Below are 15,258 nucleotides of genomic sequence, written 5' to 3'. Positions count from 1 at the left end.
CCGGAACGGGAGTAAGACATGACAAAATATGATGCAGAATGGGTACGCGCCGAAGAGGCAAAGCGTCAGTGGATGGCTGAAAACGGTCTCTATGCGGAAGAAGAAGAGCATTCTTCCTGCGGTGTTGGCCTTGTTGTTTCGGTCAACGGTAAGCGCAGCCGTAAGGTGGTTGAGGCTGGCATCGACGCGTTGAAAGCGATCTGGCACCGGGGGGCGGTTGATGCCGACGGCATGACCGGCGATGGCGCCGGCATTCATGTGCAGATCCCGGCACCTTTCTTCTATGATCAGGTTCGTCGCACGGGACACGAGCCGCGTGAAGACCAGCTGATGGCGGTTGGTCAGGTCTTCTTGCCGCGTACTGATTTTGGAGCACAGGAACGCTGCCGGACCATCGTGGAAAGCGAAGTTCTGCGGATGGGCTATTACATCTATGGCTGGCGCCATGTGCCGGTGGATGTCACCTGTCTGGGGGAAAAGGCAAACGCGACCCGCCCAGAGATTGAGCAGATCCTGATCTCCAATTCCAAAGGCGTGGATGAGGAAACCTTTGAGCGCGAGCTTTATGTGATTCGTCGCCGGATCGAGAAAGCCGCCGCTGCCGCGCAGGTTGGACAACTTTATATCGCGTCGCTGTCCTGCCGCTCAATCATCTACAAGGGCATGATGCTGGCCGAGCAGGTCGCCGTGTTCTACCCCGATCTGATGGATGAACGGTTTGAGAGCGCCTTTGCGATCTATCACCAGCGTTACTCTACCAATACGTTTCCACAGTGGTGGCTGGCCCAGCCGTTCCGCATGTTGGCCCACAACGGCGAGATCAACACGCTGAAGGGCAATATGAATTGGATGAAGAGCCACGAGATCCGCATGGCCTCTTCGACCTTTGGGGATTACGCCGAGGATATCAAACCGATCGTTGCAAGCGGGTCATCTGACTCTGCGGCGCTGGATTCGGTGTTTGAGGTTCTGGTGCGGGCGGGCCGTTCGGCACCGATGGCCAAGACCATGATGGTGCCCGAAAGCTGGTCCAAACAGGCGGTGGAACTGCCGCAGGCCTGGCGTGACATGTATTCCTACTGCAACTCCGTGATGGAGCCCTGGGATGGCCCGGCCGCACTGGCAATGACCGATGGTCGCTGGGTTTGTGCTGGTCTCGACCGCAACGGTCTGCGCCCCATGCGCTATGTGGTCACCGGCGATGGTTTGGTGATTGCGGGTTCCGAGGCAGGCATGGTGCCGATTGACGAGGCCACTGTCGTCGAAAAGGGCGCGCTTGGTCCGGGTCAGATGCTGGCTGTCGACATGAAAAAAGGCAAGCTGTTCCACGACACCGCGATCAAGAACAAACTGGCCTCGGCCTTGCCGTTTGGTGATTGGGTGAAGAAGATCAACGATCTGGACAGTACGCTTGCCACAGCCACCGAAAAGCCGCTGTTCAGCGGAGATGAGCTGCGCCGTCGTCAGATTGCTGCTGGCTATACGATCGAAGAGCTGGAGCAGATCCTTGCGCCTATGGCTGAGGATGGCAAGGAAACCCTTGCTTCCATGGGCGATGACACTCCGTCTGCGGTGCTGTCAAAAATGTATCGCCCGCTCAGCCATTTCTTCCGGCAGAACTTCTCGCAGGTGACCAACCCGCCTATCGACTCCTTGCGCGAATATCGCGTGATGTCGCTGAAAACTCGGTTCGGTAATCTCAAAAACGTGCTGGACGAAGACAGTTCTCAGACCGAGATCATCGTGCTGGAAAGCCCCTTTGTCGGCAATTCCCAGTGGGACGAATTGGTTCAGAATCTGAACGCGCCGCTGGCAGAAATCGACTGTAGCTTTGCCCCCGGTCGGGGGTCGCTGAACGCTGCCTTGGCGCGCATCCGTGCCGAGGCGGAAGAGGCTGTCAGCTCCGGTGCCGGTCACATCGTCCTGACCGACCAGCATTCCGGCGAGGGGCGCGTGGCGATGCCGATGATTCTGGCGACGTCTGCAGTGCATTCGCATCTGACCCGCAAGGGTCTGCGGACCTTTTGCTCGCTCAATGTACGCTCCGCCGAGTGTATCGACCCGCATTATTTCGCGGTTCTGATCGGTTGTGGTGCCACTGTGGTTAACGCCTATCTGGCCGAAGATTCGCTGGCTGACCGCATCGATCGTGGTCTGCTGGACGGCAATCTCACTGAAAACGTCGCCCGCTACCGCGAAGCCATCGACCAAGGTCTGCTGAAGATCATGGCGAAGATGGGTATCTCGGTAATTTCTTCTTATCGCGGCGGTCTCAACTTTGAGGCGGTGGGCCTGTCCCGTGCCATGTGTGCGGAATTCTTCCCCGGCATGACCTCACGTATTTCTGGTATCGGCGTGACCGGTATCCAGAGCAAACTGGAAGAGATCCACGCCAAGGCATGGGATAATGGTCAGGACGTTCTGCCCATCGGCGGTTTCTATAAGGCCCGCAAGACTGGTGAGACCCACGCTTGGGAAGCCACCTCGATGCATATGATGCAGATGGCCTGCAACCGCGCCTCGTTTGAGCTGTGGAAGCAGTATTCGGCCAAAATGCAGTCGAATCCGCCGATCCATCTGCGGGATCTGCTGCAGGTCAAACCGATGGGTGAAGCGGTGCCGATTGAAGAGGTTGAATCAATCACCTCTATCCGCAAACGGTTCGTCACGCCGGGCATGTCCCTTGGCGCGTTGTCGCCCGAGGCGCACAAAACGCTGAATGTGGCGATGAACCGGATCGGTGCGAAATCTGATTCCGGTGAGGGTGGCGAAGATCCGGCACATTTCGTACCAGAGCCGAACGGCGACAATCCGTCTGCAAAGATCAAGCAGGTGGCGTCGGGCCGCTTTGGTGTGACTGCTGAATACCTGAACCAGTGCGAAGAGCTGGAGATCAAGGTGGCCCAGGGCGCCAAGCCCGGTGAGGGCGGCCAGCTGCCGGGGATGAAGGTCACTGACCTGATCGCCCGCCTGCGTCACTCAACCAAGGGGGTGACCCTGATCTCGCCGCCGCCGCACCATGATATCTACTCGATCGAGGACCTGGCGCAGCTGATCTATGACCTGAAACAGATCAACCCGCGTTGCAAGGTGACGGTGAAGCTGGTGGCGTCTTCCGGCGTTGGCACCATTGCCGCAGGCGTGGCCAAGGCCAAGGCTGACATCATCCTGATTTCAGGTCACAACGGCGGCACCGGCGCGTCGCCTGCGACCTCGATCAAATATGCCGGCCTGCCGTGGGAGATGGGTCTGACAGAGGCGCATCAGGTGCTGGCAATGAACAACCTGCGCGAGCGGGTGACGCTGCGCACCGACGGCGGATTGCGCACTGGGCGCGATATTGTGATGGCCGCAATGCTGGGCGCCGAGGAATACGGCATCGGCACTGCGGCGCTGATCGCAATGGGCTGCATCATGGTGCGCCAGTGTCAGTCCAACACCTGTCCTGTGGGGGTCTGCACCCAAGACGAAGCGCTGCGCGGCAAGTTCACCGGCAATGCAGATAAGGTTGTGAACCTGATCACCTTCTACGCTCAGGAGGTACGGGAAATCCTCGCCTCCATCGGCGCGCGGTCGCTGGATGAGGTGATTGGCCGTGCGGATCTTCTGGCGCAGGTCTCGCGCGGATCGGCACATTTGGATGATCTGGATCTTAATCCGCTGCTGATCACCGTCGATGGCTCTGCCAATATCGTCTACAACCGCGATAAAGACCGTAACGCAGTGCCTGATACGTTGGACAAGGAAATTGTCCGCGACGCGGCGCGGTTCCTGCAAGATGGCGAAAAGATGCAGTTGTCCTATGCGGTGCAGAACACCCACCGGACCGTCGGCACCCGTACCTCCAGCCACATTGTCCGCAACTTCGGTATGCGCAACACGCTGCAGTCCGATCACCTGACGGTGAAGCTGCAGGGCTCTGCTGGTCAGTCGCTGGGCGCCTTTGCAGCACCGGGTCTGAAGCTGGAAGTGTCCGGTGATGCCAATGACTATGTCGGTAAGGGTCTGTCGGGCGGTACCATCGTCGTGCGTCCGCCGATGGCGTCGCCGCTGAATGCGAGCGAAAACACCATTGTCGGGAACACTGTTCTCTATGGTGCGACCGATGGCTATCTGTTTGCTGCGGGTCGTGCCGGTGAACGCTTTGCCGTCCGTAACTCCGGCGCGAGCGTGGTGGTCGAGGGCTGTGGCGCCTGTGGCTGTGAATATATGACCGGTGGTATCGCGGTAATCCTCGGCTCCATTGGTGCCAACTTCGGTGCAGGCATGACCGGCGGCATGGCCTATATCTACGATCCCGAGGGCAAGGCCGAAACCATGATGAACATGGAGTCACTGGTGACCTGTGCGGTGACCGTCGCCCATTGGGACGATCAGCTGAAAGGTCTGATTGAGCGCCATCTGCAGGAAACAGGTAGCCGCAAGGCCGCTGAAATCCTGCAGCATTGGGAGAACGAGAAGGGCAATTTCCTGCAAATCTGCCCGAAGGAAATGCTGAACAAGCTGCCGCAGCCTCTGACGCTTGAGGCTACAGCCGTTCCGGCGGAATAGGCCCCGCCACCTCCTCTGCATGTGCCTTGGATGGGCTCCGACCGCTGCTGTGGTCGGGGCCTTTTCACATCTGGACACTGCGGCTGGGCAATCTCTTGCGGGCGAAGGGATTTCCCGGTTGGAGCAAGCCCGATCTCTGCCGTATAGAGACCTTATGGCGAAGGCAGAAAAATCAACCAAAGCATCGAAACCCTCAACAAAGGGCAAGAAGCAAAGCAAGGCAGCAGGCAAAAGCAAGGCCCGCGCAAAGCTCTCTCCCCGCCGCCTGTTGCGGCGCTGGCTGGGGCGGGCCACCTTGGGTTTTCTGGTTGTGACCCTGTTGCCGATCCTGTTGTTTTCGGTGATCAACCCGCCCACCACACATACCATCTGGTCGGAATATCGCCGCCTTGGGGATGTTGATCGTGAGTGGGTGCCGATCGAACATATCGCACCGGCGCTGGGGCGGTCTGTCGTGGCGGCTGAGGATGCCCGATTCTGCCAGCACTGGGGGCTGGATGCGCAGGCCATTCGCGCTGCAATCGCTGACGGTGGTCAACGCGGCGGCTCCACCATTTCTCAGCAGGTGGTAAAAAACGTGTTTCTCTGGCAGGGGCGCAGTTGGTTCCGCAAGGCGCTGGAAACGCTGATGACCCCGATGGTTGAGGCCGTTTGGACCAAGCGGCGTATCCTTGAGGTCTATCTGAATGTTGCTGAAATGGGCGAAGGTGTGTTTGGCGCCGAGGCTGCCGCGCGGCATTATTTCGGTGTCGGTCCGGATGAACTGAGCCGCAGGCAGGCCGCACTTCTAGCCACCGTTTTGCCCAACCCCAAAGAGCGTTCAGCGGCCAAACCCACCGCGTTCATGCGCAAACGCGCAGCCCAGATCATGGATGGTGCGGCCACCATTCGCGCAGATGGCCGCGCGGCCTGTTTCGAGGATTGAAACTTCTGCCGCTTTTGGGCATTGCTGTCTGACCCCAGCCGCCCGCAACAGGAGATCCGCTGTCCCATGGCCCGCCTCTATCATGTGCCCCTCTCACCCTTTTGCCGCAAAGTGCGCCTGTCGCTGGCCGAAAAGCGGATCGAGGTTGAGCTGGTCGAGGAGCGTTACTGGGAGAAAGAGGCCGATTTCCTGCGTCGCAACCCTGCTGCCAAGGTGCCGGTGATCCGTCTGGATGGTAAGTTGATGGCCGAAAGCGCTGCCATCTGCGAATATCTCGAAGAGACCCGCCCCGACCCATCTCTGATGCCCAGCGACCCCGAGGGCCGTTATGAGGTGCGCCGTCTGGTCAGTTGGTTTGACGACAAATTCCACCATGAGGTCACCTCCAAACTGCTATATGAGCGGGTGAACAAGAAGGTGACTGGCCAAGGTTATCCTGACAGCGGCAACGTCAAGGCCGGCGCGCGGGCAATCAAGTATCATCTAGATTATCTTGCCTGGCTGCTCGATCACCGCCGTTGGCTTGCTGGCGATCAGATGACACTGGCAGACTTCGCGGCGGCCGCGCATCTGTCGTCGCTGGACTATATTTCGGACGTGGATTGGAACCGGTCGGCGGTGGTCAAGGATTGGTACGCCAAGATCAAATCGCGTCCGGCCTTCCGCTCGATTCTTGCCGATCAGATCCCCGGTTTCAGCCCACCTGCGCATTACGCCGATCTGGATTTTTGATATACGTGGGGGAGGGGCTGTCTGCTCCCTCATTGGCCTTAGGCCGCAATCCACCTCGAGGATATGCAATCGCTTCGTTCAGTATCTTCCCTGAGGAGATGAAGGGAGTAGAACATACGCTCTACTGGCTATGCAGCATGTCAGATAGATACTTCGCCGAGACCTCAATCCAACAGGGTCGCCGATGGTGACGTGACCGATGTCCGCCTGACGGATCTGAACTTCCGCGATCTCGCCGATATTGACTATCAGCCTTGCGCCAGACTGCAACAGGTCTCTGGAATCTATTGTTAAGCCCAGCGTATCCTGTTCCAAGATGATGGGCGGCTTCACGTTTACTCCGTCGCATGGCGTGCCCTCGCTACGGAGCTCTTCCCGCAAAGTCGGTCACTCCGCATATTCGGCCAAGGGAAGATGGCTATGGGGCTAGCTTTCGTCGCCCTGTGTCACTGAGAGACCAGGCTGAGGCACCTTCAAAGACAGCTGTTGTGAGCGGTTTGCCGTAGCCCGCTCCGGTGTCGAGGTTGACGCGGTTACCATAATGCGTGGGGGTATCCACCGGTGTATGGCCGTGAATGATCAGTTTCGGGTGCTGGGCGGTGTGTCTGTGGAAGGGCTGGCGGATCCATACCAGATCGTTTTCGACTTGGTCATCCAGTGAGATACCGGGTTTGATCCCTGCGTGGACGAAAGCCAGATCATCGGTCTGATACATTGGTTTTAGCTGTCGAAGGAAGGTGACATGGCTGTCTGGCACAGCAGCCCTTGCCGCTGCATGGACGTCCTCCAGCCGGGTGCGTTCAGGGACTGCAACGCCGTAGCTTTCCAGGGTTTCGATCCCGCCGATGCGTTCATGCAGCCAGTGATAGCCAACCAGCATATGCGGGTCGTGACGCGGGATATCTTCCATGAACCATGCGAACATGCGGTCATGATTACCAAGGAGCGTGGTCCAGTCACGTCCTTCTGTCTGGCCGCGGATCAGCAGGTCAATGACACCCCGGCTATCAGGTCCGCGGTCAATATAATCGCCAAGGAACACCACCTGTGCGTCGCGGCCGCCGTCTGCTTCGATACATTCCAGGGCTTGCTCCAACATCTCCAGCTGGCCGTGAATATCACCGATGGCGTAGATTGGGCTTGTCGTAGGTCTGGTCATAGGGCGGGGTCCCTCAGGGTGTCATCAACAGAGGCGAAACGTAAAATGCGCCGCCCTTATACCCGGGCGGCGCATCTGTTCAAATCGTAGCTGAACTAGAACTCAGCCGACATCGAATTGCAGCGGTTTGATCTGGTTGAAGAACTCGGTTTCTGCCAAAGCTGCCCGGGCGGCTGCGGGCACCGGTTCATCAACGTAAAGAAGCGCGATGGCCTCCCCACCAGCCTCGGACCGACCGAGGGTAAAGTTGGCGATATTGACGCCCATGTCGCCCAGGATCTGCCCCAGTGTACCAATGATGCCGGGGACATCTTCGTTGGTGGTATAGAGCATATGCGCGCCAACCTCGGCGTCGATATTGATGCCCTTGATCTGGATGAAGCGTGGTTTGCCGTCGGAGAACACGGTTCCGGCCACCGAACGCTCGCGCTTGCTGGTGACCACCGTGACCTTGATATAACCGTCAAAGGTGCCGGACTTATCCTGATTGGTGGTGGAGATCTGAATGCCGCGTTCGCGGGCCACCACTGGTGCGGACACCATATTCACGTCCGGGTTCAGCTTCTTCATGATGCCTGCCACAACCGAGCAGTTCAGTGCGGCGAGGTTCATCTCGGAGGCCACACCGTCATACAGGATATTGATCGCCTGAATGGGTTCATCGGTCATCTGTCCGATAAAGCCGCCGAGGTGGCCGGAGAGTGCAACCCAGGGACCCATCACACGGGCTTCCTCAGCGGTCATCGAAGGCATGTTCAGCGCGTTTTCGACAGCACCGTCCAGCAGATAGTTGGACATCTGTTCCGCGACCTGCAGGGCGACATTTTCCTGTGCCTCACTGGTGGCGGCGCCCAGATGCGGGGTACAGACTACGTTTGGTAGGCCGAAGAGCGGATTAGTTTTGGCCGGTTCTTCGGAAAAGACATCAAAGGCTGCACCGGCAACATGGCCGGAGGTCAGCAGCTCTGCCAGAGCAGCCTCATCCACCAGACCACCACGGGCGCAATTGATGATACGGACGCCTTTCTTGGTTTTTTCCAGGTTCTCCTTGGACAGGATGTTCCGTGTCTGATCGGTCAGAGGCACATGCAGGGTGATGAAATCTGCCCGCGCGAGCAGCTCATCCAGCTCGACCTTCTCGACGCCGATCTTGTCGGCCTTTTCCTGGCTGAGGAAGGGGTCATAGGCGACGACTTTCATCTTCAGTCCACGCGCACGGTCGCAGACAATGCCACCGATGTTTCCGGCACCGATCACACCCAGCGTCTTGTTGGTCAGTTCGACCCCCATGAATTTGGATTTCTCCCATTTTCCGGCATGGGTCGAGGCGGAGGCCTCAGGGATCTGTCGCGCGACAGCAAACATCATGGCGATGGCATGCTCGGCGGTGGTGATCATATTGCCAAAAGGCGTGTTCATCACGATCACGCCCTTCTGCGAGGCAGCATCCTTGTCGATATTATCGGTGCCGATGCCGGCGCGGGCGATCACCTTGAGGTTGGTGGCATTGTCGAGAATCTTCTGCGTCACCTTGGTGGCCGAACGGATCGCAAGCCCGTCGTAGTCGCCGATGATTGCGGCCAGTTTGTCCTTGTCCTTACCCAGGTCGGGCTGGAAATCAACGTCGATACCGCGATCACGGAAAATCTGAACAGCGGCTTCGGACAGCTTGTCGGAAATGAGAACTTTGGGAGCCATGGGTTAGGTCCTTCATGCGGGGGCCGGTTGGGCCGAATGTCTGGAATGACGCCGCGCTAGACGTCAGGGTATATGGTGCCTGCCCGATTTGGTTGGTCGGGCAGGCGGCGTCTTGATCAGGCCGCTGCCGATTGTGCTGCGATTTCGACCTCAAAGGCCCATTCGAGCCAGGGCAGCATGGCCTCGATATCTGAGGTTTCAACCGTGCCGCCGCACCAGATGCGCAGGCCGGCCGGCGCGTCGCGATAGGCGCCGATGTCCAGAGCGATGTTCTCCGCCTCCAGCCGCTTGGCGATTGCCTTGGCAAATACAGCGCCGTCCTGAATGCGGGGATCGGTGAACTTCAGGCAGACTGAGGTGTTTGACCGTGTCGCGACATCCGTTGCCAGATTGGCGATCCAGGGGCGGTTGGCACAAAAGTTGAAGATCGCCTGGGCATTTGCGTCCGCGCGCGCCTTCAACCCGTCCAGACCACCAACAGACCGCGCCCAGTCCAGCGCCAGCAGGTAATCCTCAACCGCCAGCATGGACGGTGTATTGATCGTCGCCCCCTTGAAGATACCGTCGATCAGCTTGCCGCCTTTGGTCAGGCGGAAGATCTTCGGCAGGGGCCAGGCTGGGGTATAGCTTTCCAGCCGTTCGACCGCGCGCGGGGACAGGATGATCATGCCATGTGCGGCCTCACCACCCAGAACTTTCTGCCAGGAGAAGGTGGTCACATCCAGTTTGTCCCACGGCAGATCCTGCGCGAAGGCAGCAGAGGTCGCATCGCAGATGGTCAGCCCATCACGGTCGGATGGAATCCAGTCACCGTTGGGCACACGCACGCCGGATGTCGTGCCGTTCCAGGTGAAAACGACGTCATTGTTGAAATCGACAGAGGCCAGATCGACCAGCTCACCGTAGTCGGCGGTCTTCACAACCGCGTCCAGTTTCAGCTGTTTGACAACATCCGTAACCCAGCCCGCGCCAAAGCTTTCCCAGGCCAGCATCTCCGCGCCGCGCGCGCCCAGCAGGTTCCACATTGCCATCTCAACAGCGCCGGTGTCCGAGGCAGGCACGATGCCAATGCGGTAATCCGCCGGTACGCCGAGGATTTCGCGCGTGCCTTCAATTGCGGCGAGCAGCTTGTCCTTGCCAACGGCAGCACGGTGGCTGCGGCCCAAGGGCGCGCCTGCAAGTTTGGTCAGATCAAATGCGGGGGGTTTGGCGCAGGGGCCAGAAGAAAAACGCGGATTACCCGGCCGCGTTGCCGGTTGTTCAATAGCCATTACTGCTATCCTTCCAGATAAGCGCCTCTCGTTGGGGAGAGGTGTCCCACAGATAGGGCTACTGGCTGAAATCCGGCCCGGCAACAGGGAAAACGACAGATAGCGGCCATTTTGGGATCATTCACGACCTGTTGTGACGCCTTTCGGAAACAGATGTATCCTAGGGCGGCAGGCCGACGTGATGTGCGACGCTGGCAGCACAGTTCTGGCATCGGGGTGGATTCGAGGGCTTGGCGATAGTGGGCGTGCGGGCGTATGACGGGCGCAACCCCGCCCGAATGGAGCCTGCCGATGTTTGTTGCCACCCTGCTTTGCAATCCGAAAAACCCCTGCCTTGCGCCTGCGCTTGTCGACTCTCTGCGCAATGCCTGGGCTGGTGGGGACGCACAGTGGCTGGCACCCGATATTGCTGCGGAGTTCTCTTTGGAGCGGTTGCCGGACAACCAATGGGAGGTCTGGGCCGATCTGCAGGAGCTTGGCGTTGATCTGGTGGTTCAGCCAAGGGAGGGGCGTCGCAAGAAGATGCTGCTGGCCGATATGGACAGCACCATGATCCAACAGGAGTGTATTGATGAGCTGGCTGAGGAGGCCGGCGTCGGTGCGCGCGTGAAGGACATCACCGCCCGCGCCATGAATGGTGAGCTGGATTTCGACGGCGCCCTGCGGGAGCGCGTGGCGCTGCTGAAAGGGCTGCCTGTCGAAGTGATTGCTCAGGTTTTGGATCGTCGCATCACCTTGATGCCTGGTGGGCCCGCGCTGCTGGCTACGATGAAGGCTGACGGGGCCTACGCGGCGCTGGTGTCTGGTGGGTTCACCGCCTTTACCTCACGGGTGGCAGAGCAGCTGGGATTCGATGAGAACCGTGCCAATACGTTGCTGGTCGCCGATGGGTTGCTCACTGGCGAGGTTGGTATGCCGATTCTGGGGCGCGCTGCCAAGGTTGAGGCGCTGGAACAGATCACCGCCCGCCTCGGGTTGAGCGAGGCGGATGTCATGGCGGTCGGTGACGGGGCCAATGATCTCGGCATGTTGGGCCGGGCAGGAGCAGGGGTTGCCTTGCACGCCAAACCATCTGTGGCCGCAGAATGTGATATCCGTATCAACCACGGCGACCTGACGGCACTGCTTTATCTCCAGGGCTATGCCCGGACTGATTTCAAGGGCTGATTTTATGTTCGAAGTGGGGTTTGATCTCCTGCTGCTGTTGATGGCAGCAGGGTTTGCGGCTGGGTTTATTGATGCGGTTGCGGGCGGTGGAGGGCTGATCACGGTGCCTGTATTGCTGCTGGCCGGTGCCAATCCCATTACCGCTTTGGCGACCAACAAGATTCAAGGGTTGTTTGGCGCCGCCACCGCGGCGATCAGCTATTCCCGCGGCGGTCATGTTGACCTGCGGGCGCAGGCCGGGTCAGCCCTGATCGCGGGCCTTGCCTCAATCTGCGGCGCGCTGTTGATATCCGTTCTGCCGACAACGTGGATCCGATGGATCCTGCCGTTGCTGCTAATTGGGATCGCGGTATTCTTTGCCACCAAAAAGGGGCTGGATGACAGTGACCGGACACGGCGCCTGTCTCCCACGCTTTTTGCAGTCACAATTGTGCCGCTCTGCGGGCTCTATGATGGTCTTCTGGGGCCGGGGGCCGGTAGTTTCTACATGCTTGGTTTCGTGTCGCTGGCCGGTTTCGGCATTTTGCGGGCGACCGCACATACAAAGCTGCTGAATTTTGCATCTAACGCCGGGGCGCTGCTGGCCTTTGCTTTTGTTGCGACGCCTTGGTGGGGTGTGGGATTGGCCATGGGCGCTGCGCAGATCGTCGGCGCACGCGTAGGCGCCGGGATAGCGCAGAAACAGGGTGCGCGGATGATCAAGCCGTTGCTGGTGCTGACATCGGTTGTGCTGGCGTTGCGTCTCTTATGGGACATGCTGTGATCCCCTGATGTTCTGAAGCCGCGTCAATGCCAGTCCGGTTGCCGTGTCGTCCACAATTTAACCTATATATTAATTAACGATTGTGTTAATGTGAGGGTATGACACCTCTGCTCAAATCCTTTTCCGCGCTGTCTGACGGCACCCGCATGGCCATCGTCGAACAGTTGATGGAACACGGCGAATTGCCCGCCGGGGATCTTGTTCGGGGATCGGGCATCACGGCGCCAGCAGTCTCTCGGCACCTCAAGGTCCTGCGCGAGGCGGGGCTGGTTGCTCAGCGCGCCGATGGGACGCGCCGATTGTATTCTGCGCGACCGGAGGGGCTGAAGCTGATCGCGGATTGGACGATATCTCGACAATCGTTCTGGCAAAGCAGCCTTGACCGGCTGGAGGCGGCGCTAAAGGAGGAAATGGAATGACAGATCTGCGATTGGAACGCGAATTTCCAGTCACACCGGAGCGCCTGTTTGCCTGGATCAGCGACACCGAAAAACTGCTGCAATGGTGGGGGCCTGAGGGGATGACCGTGCCTGAACATACATTGAATTTCCATCAGGAGGGGCCGTGGTCCACGGTCATGACCAATGCGGATGGGGATCGCTACCATGTGTCCGGGGTGGTCACCCATGTGCGGCCGCCGCAATCGATCGGGTTTACCTGGGGATGGCACGATGAGACCGGCGCGCGGGGTCACGAAAGCCATGTGACCCTGACCGTTGAGGCTGTCGATGCGGGGGCTCGCCTGGTCATCGACCATCGCAATCTGGACAGTTCCGAACAGGCCGCAGGCCATCAGAAAGGCTGGGAATCAACCCTGCGCAAACTGGCGTCCAAGATCCAGTAATCTTGGCAGATACAGGCGGCTGCGAGTGTTTTTAACGAAGACCCAAACGGGAGAGGAGTACCCAATGCCACAATTCATCTTTGCGTATCACGGCGGCAAGACACCTGAGTCACCTGAGGAGGGGGCGAAGGTGATGGATGCTTGGAAAAGCTGGATGGGAGAAATGGGCGATGCGCTTGTCGTGCCCGGCAATCCCGTTGGCATGTCCAAGACGGTTCAGCATTCCGGGGTCGAGGACAATGGCGGGGCCAATCCGCTTTCCGGGTATTCTGTGGTCGAGGCGGTCGACATCGACGCCGCCTGCAAAATGGCAAATGGTTGCCCGATGGTTGTCAGCGGCGACGGTTCGGTTGAGGTGGCCGAAATTATCGAAATGTAATGACAGGCTGCTGCCTTAAACATCGCCCCGGTCGCCATATGGCTGCCGGGGCGATTTACGTTCAGAATGTCATTTCGGCGGATGGCCGGATTGAACCACAGTCAATACCGCGACGATTGATCAGGGGGGCGTTGCGGTATTTTAGCGTTGCTGGATGATCCGCATCCAGAACGCCCAGCCCCACCAGAATGCTTGCAATTGCGCATTCGCTGGCGCGGGTGGCGCCGTCGGTGATTTTCAGCGCCACACCCAGTTTCTGTTCGGGCAGGATGGCTATGAAGACGGCTTCGGCGCCGGTTTTGATGGCTACCTTGCCACCCATCGCGCGCATCAGGTTAGTGCAGGCGCGGGTTTCACCTGCAACCAGCTCGGGATGGGCCATCATCGCGCTGACCAACTGCTGTGCGGCGTCTGCATCGCGGTCTGAGCGGTCCGACGCGGCGGCGAACCAAGCCATCGCGCGGGCCAGACCTTTTACGGAGGTTGCGAAATTCGGGGCCGAGCATCCGTCGATACCGTAGCCGGGGCTGACTTCTTCCGTCACCTGCTCAAAGGCGCTGCGGCAGGCCTGCTGTACCGGGTGGTCAATCTCGACATACTCGGGTCCGGCGCCCAGATGCTGTGACAGGGTCAAGAAACCCGCGTGTTTGCCGGAGCAATTATTGTGCACCTGACAGGGGCTGGTGTCTGTTTTGATCAGCGCGTTGCGCGCGGGAATATCGTCGGGCAGCTGCGGGCCGCAGCGGAAATCATGATCGGTCATGGAGAGCTGATCCAACCAGGCGTTAACGCGGCTTGTGTGGATTTCGGCTCCATTGTGGGAGGCGCAGGCCAGGGCCAGCTGTTCAGATGTCAGCCCGTATTTTGCGGCAGCACCCGAGGTAATCAGTGGCAAGGCCTGGATCATTTTGGCCGAGCTGCGAGGGTAAATCACCGCATCGGGATCGCCCCAGCTGCGCACGATCTCGCCCTTGGCGTTACAGACCACGGCATGCCCTAAGTGGAGGCTTTCTAGGAGTGGACCGCGCCATACTTCGGTCATTGGTACGGGGTTGGTCATCACAAAACGCCTTTCCTGTTGGCAATTTCCCGCCAAAACGGGCTTTCACACGTGGCGATAGTTACGATAGTGTGTATGAGTACACAAGCGAGGGGATCGGGACCAGACGGCGGAGGCAACGCCGCATGTCCTCTGGCTTATTTGAGGTAAAGACAGTCTTGGAGTTGGGACAAATGACATCAAAACTCGTCCGCTGCATCGCGGGCCTGTGTCTGGCCGCAATGGCCACCAGCGCATCCGCACAGCAGGCAGAATCTGACAATCGCGTTGCGAGCAATGTCGACTGGAGCGTGTTCCAAGGCGAAAGTCCCAAGGAATGCTGGGGAGTCTCAGCGCCCAAGGAAACCGTGAACACCCGCGACGGGCGGGTCAAAGCGGTGCGTCGCGGCAAGATTCAGTTGTTTGTCTTCTACCGACCGGAGACGGGCGACAAGGGTCAGGTGACCTTTACTGGCGGGTATCCTTTTGCTCCGGGTTCGACTGTGAACCTTGCGGTGGGTGACACCGAATTTGAGCTGTTCACCGAAGGCGAATGGGCCTGGCCTGCGACTGCTGCGGATGACGCGAAGATCATCACCGCAATGAAACGCGGCGCGCAGGCAGTTCTGACCGCCCGGTCCGCACGCGGCACGCAGACCAAGGATACGTTCTCGCTCCTGGGCTTTACCGCCGCGGTCGAAGACGCGGAAAAGCGCTGTAACTGAGGGCA

The 15,258-nt window shown here is 59.1% G+C and carries 13 protein-coding genes; 9 read left to right on the top strand and 4 right to left on the bottom strand.

What is annotated here, in order from left to right; all coding sequences use genetic code 11:
• The first annotated feature begins 18 nt into the window (after window positions 1-18).
• The 3 genes from gltB (at window position 19) to fzlA (ending at window position 6,208) form a co-directional block, all read left to right on the top strand.
• Entirely contained in the window at window positions 19-4,551 is a 4,533-nt protein-coding gene (gene gltB / locus INHI_RS0116020) for a glutamate synthase large subunit (RefSeq protein WP_027248282.1), read from the top strand.
• Between the two features lie 154 nt (window positions 4,552-4,705).
• Complete coding sequence (gene mtgA, locus INHI_RS0116015; protein ID WP_027248281.1) at window positions 4,706-5,476, top strand: monofunctional biosynthetic peptidoglycan transglycosylase; 771 nt, start codon at window positions 4,706-4,708, stop codon at window positions 5,474-5,476.
• Window positions 5,477-5,542: 66 nt separating this feature from the next.
• Window positions 5,543-6,208, top strand: coding sequence for an FtsZ-binding protein FzlA (gene fzlA / locus INHI_RS0116010; RefSeq protein WP_014876492.1), 666 nt, complete (start codon window positions 5,543-5,545; stop codon window positions 6,206-6,208).
• A gap of 418 nt (window positions 6,209-6,626) precedes the next feature.
• Here fzlA and INHI_RS0116005 read toward each other — a convergent pair whose 3' ends face one another.
• The 3 genes from INHI_RS0116005 to INHI_RS0115995 all read right to left on the bottom strand — a co-directional run bounded on the left by INHI_RS0116005 (window position 6,627) and on the right by INHI_RS0115995 (window position 10,336).
• A complete protein-coding gene (locus tag INHI_RS0116005) occupies window positions 6,627-7,367 on the bottom strand; it encodes a metallophosphoesterase family protein (RefSeq protein ID WP_027248280.1) in 741 nt (246 codons plus the stop codon).
• Window positions 7,368-7,469: 102 nt separating this feature from the next.
• Window positions 7,470-9,065, bottom strand: coding sequence for a phosphoglycerate dehydrogenase (gene serA / locus INHI_RS0116000; RefSeq protein ID WP_014881602.1), 1,596 nt, complete (start codon window positions 9,063-9,065; stop codon window positions 7,470-7,472).
• Window positions 9,066-9,181: 116 nt separating this feature from the next.
• A complete protein-coding gene (locus INHI_RS0115995) occupies window positions 9,182-10,336 on the bottom strand; it encodes a phosphoserine transaminase (RefSeq protein ID WP_027248279.1) in 1,155 nt (384 codons plus the stop codon).
• Window positions 10,337-10,627: 291 nt separating this feature from the next.
• Here INHI_RS0115995 and serB point away from each other — a divergent pair, with 291 nt between their 5' ends.
• From serB to INHI_RS0115970, 5 genes are all read left to right on the top strand, one after another.
• Window positions 10,628-11,503: a phosphoserine phosphatase SerB gene (serB, locus tag INHI_RS0115990; protein WP_027248278.1), complete on the top strand. Its 876-nt coding sequence runs from the start codon at window positions 10,628-10,630 to the stop codon at window positions 11,501-11,503.
• A gap of 4 nt (window positions 11,504-11,507) precedes the next feature.
• Window positions 11,508-12,266 carry a TSUP family transporter gene (locus INHI_RS0115985; RefSeq protein ID WP_014876497.1) on the top strand — a complete coding sequence of 253 codons (759 nt, stop codon included), beginning with the start codon at window positions 11,508-11,510 and terminating at the stop codon, window positions 12,264-12,266.
• A 98-nt stretch (window positions 12,267-12,364) separates the two neighbouring features.
• Entirely contained in the window at window positions 12,365-12,685 is a 321-nt protein-coding gene (locus INHI_RS0115980; protein WP_014876498.1) for an ArsR/SmtB family transcription factor, read from the top strand.
• A complete protein-coding gene (locus INHI_RS0115975) occupies window positions 12,682-13,110 on the top strand; it encodes an SRPBCC family protein (protein WP_014876499.1) in 429 nt (142 codons plus the stop codon). Before INHI_RS0115980 ends, INHI_RS0115975 begins: the two co-directional genes overlap by 4 nt.
• A gap of 64 nt (window positions 13,111-13,174) precedes the next feature.
• Window positions 13,175-13,489 carry a YciI family protein gene (locus INHI_RS0115970; protein ID WP_014881605.1) on the top strand — a complete coding sequence of 105 codons (315 nt, stop codon included), beginning with the start codon at window positions 13,175-13,177 and terminating at the stop codon, window positions 13,487-13,489.
• A gap of 61 nt (window positions 13,490-13,550) precedes the next feature.
• Here the strand turns inward: INHI_RS0115970 and INHI_RS0115965 are convergent, their stop codons facing one another.
• Window positions 13,551-14,549 (bottom strand): asparaginase, encoded by a 999-nt coding sequence (locus tag INHI_RS0115965; RefSeq protein WP_027248277.1) that lies wholly within the window; start codon window positions 14,547-14,549, stop codon window positions 13,551-13,553.
• 173 nt (window positions 14,550-14,722) lie between these two features.
• On the opposite strand from INHI_RS0115965, the gene INHI_RS0115960 reads away from it, so the two are divergent.
• A complete protein-coding gene (locus INHI_RS0115960; protein ID WP_027248276.1) occupies window positions 14,723-15,253 on the top strand; it encodes an invasion associated locus B family protein in 531 nt (176 codons plus the stop codon).
• The last annotated feature ends 5 nt before the right edge of the window (window positions 15,254-15,258 follow it).

It is taken from the genome of Phaeobacter inhibens DSM 16374 (genome assembly GCF_000473105.1).
Taxonomy (GTDB): domain Bacteria; phylum Pseudomonadota; class Alphaproteobacteria; order Rhodobacterales; family Rhodobacteraceae; genus Phaeobacter; species Phaeobacter inhibens.
The sequence above is the reverse complement of the archived record's forward strand: the minus strand, read 5'-3'. Positions and strand labels throughout refer to the sequence as shown.

Coding starts and splice junctions, on each gene's coding strand:
- gltB (WP_027248282.1), top strand. CDS start 19: ATGACAAAATATGATGCAGAATGGGTACGCGCCGAAGAGGCAAAGCGT.
- mtgA (WP_027248281.1), top strand. CDS start 4,706: ATGGCGAAGGCAGAAAAATCAACCAAAGCATCGAAACCCTCAACAAAG.
- fzlA (WP_014876492.1), top strand. CDS start 5,543: ATGGCCCGCCTCTATCATGTGCCCCTCTCACCCTTTTGCCGCAAAGTG.
- INHI_RS0116005 (WP_027248280.1), bottom strand. CDS start 7,367: ATGACCAGACCTACGACAAGCCCAATCTACGCCATCGGTGATATTCAC.
- serA (WP_014881602.1), bottom strand. CDS start 9,065: ATGGCTCCCAAAGTTCTCATTTCCGACAAGCTGTCCGAAGCCGCTGTT.
- INHI_RS0115995 (WP_027248279.1), bottom strand. CDS start 10,336: ATGGCTATTGAACAACCGGCAACGCGGCCGGGTAATCCGCGTTTTTCT.
- serB (WP_027248278.1), top strand. CDS start 10,628: ATGTTTGTTGCCACCCTGCTTTGCAATCCGAAAAACCCCTGCCTTGCG.
- INHI_RS0115985 (WP_014876497.1), top strand. CDS start 11,508: ATGTTCGAAGTGGGGTTTGATCTCCTGCTGCTGTTGATGGCAGCAGGG.
- INHI_RS0115980 (WP_014876498.1), top strand. CDS start 12,365: ATGACACCTCTGCTCAAATCCTTTTCCGCGCTGTCTGACGGCACCCGC.
- INHI_RS0115975 (WP_014876499.1), top strand. CDS start 12,682: ATGACAGATCTGCGATTGGAACGCGAATTTCCAGTCACACCGGAGCGC.
- INHI_RS0115970 (WP_014881605.1), top strand. CDS start 13,175: ATGCCACAATTCATCTTTGCGTATCACGGCGGCAAGACACCTGAGTCA.
- INHI_RS0115965 (WP_027248277.1), bottom strand. CDS start 14,549: ATGACCAACCCCGTACCAATGACCGAAGTATGGCGCGGTCCACTCCTA.
- INHI_RS0115960 (WP_027248276.1), top strand. CDS start 14,723: ATGACATCAAAACTCGTCCGCTGCATCGCGGGCCTGTGTCTGGCCGCA.